Annotated in this window: 1 pseudogene; it reads left to right on the forward strand. The window is 50.5% G+C overall.

Annotation, left to right across the window (positions count from 1 at the left end):
- Window positions 1-7 precede the first annotated feature (7 nt).
- Window positions 8-283: pseudogene (locus tag QP420_RS06565) on the forward strand (tRNA (adenosine(37)-N6)-threonylcarbamoyltransferase complex transferase subunit TsaD); the annotation flags it as partial.

The raw sequence follows: 283 nt of genomic DNA on the forward strand, positions 1-283 counted from the left end.
GAATAAAATGAGCGAAGCAATCGTATTGGGAATTGAATCAACTTGTGACGAAACTGCCGCAGCTATTGTGCGCGGACTCACTCTGGTGTCGAATGTGGTGGCATCTTCAATGCAAGAGCATGCGCGCTACGGTGGCGTAATTCCAGAAATTGCTTCTCGTGCGCACGCTGAAGCTTTCGTGCCGGTTGTTTCTAAAGCATTGGCAGACGCAAACATGGATTTAAGCGATGTCGACGCGATTGCAGTAAGCGCAGGTCCTGGTCTTGCTGGCTGCTTAGCTGTG

Source organism: Bifidobacterium sp. UMB1197 (assembly GCF_030217745.1).
In the GTDB taxonomy this organism is placed as follows: Bacteria; Actinomycetota; Actinomycetes; order Actinomycetales; family Bifidobacteriaceae; genus Bifidobacterium; species Bifidobacterium vaginale_B.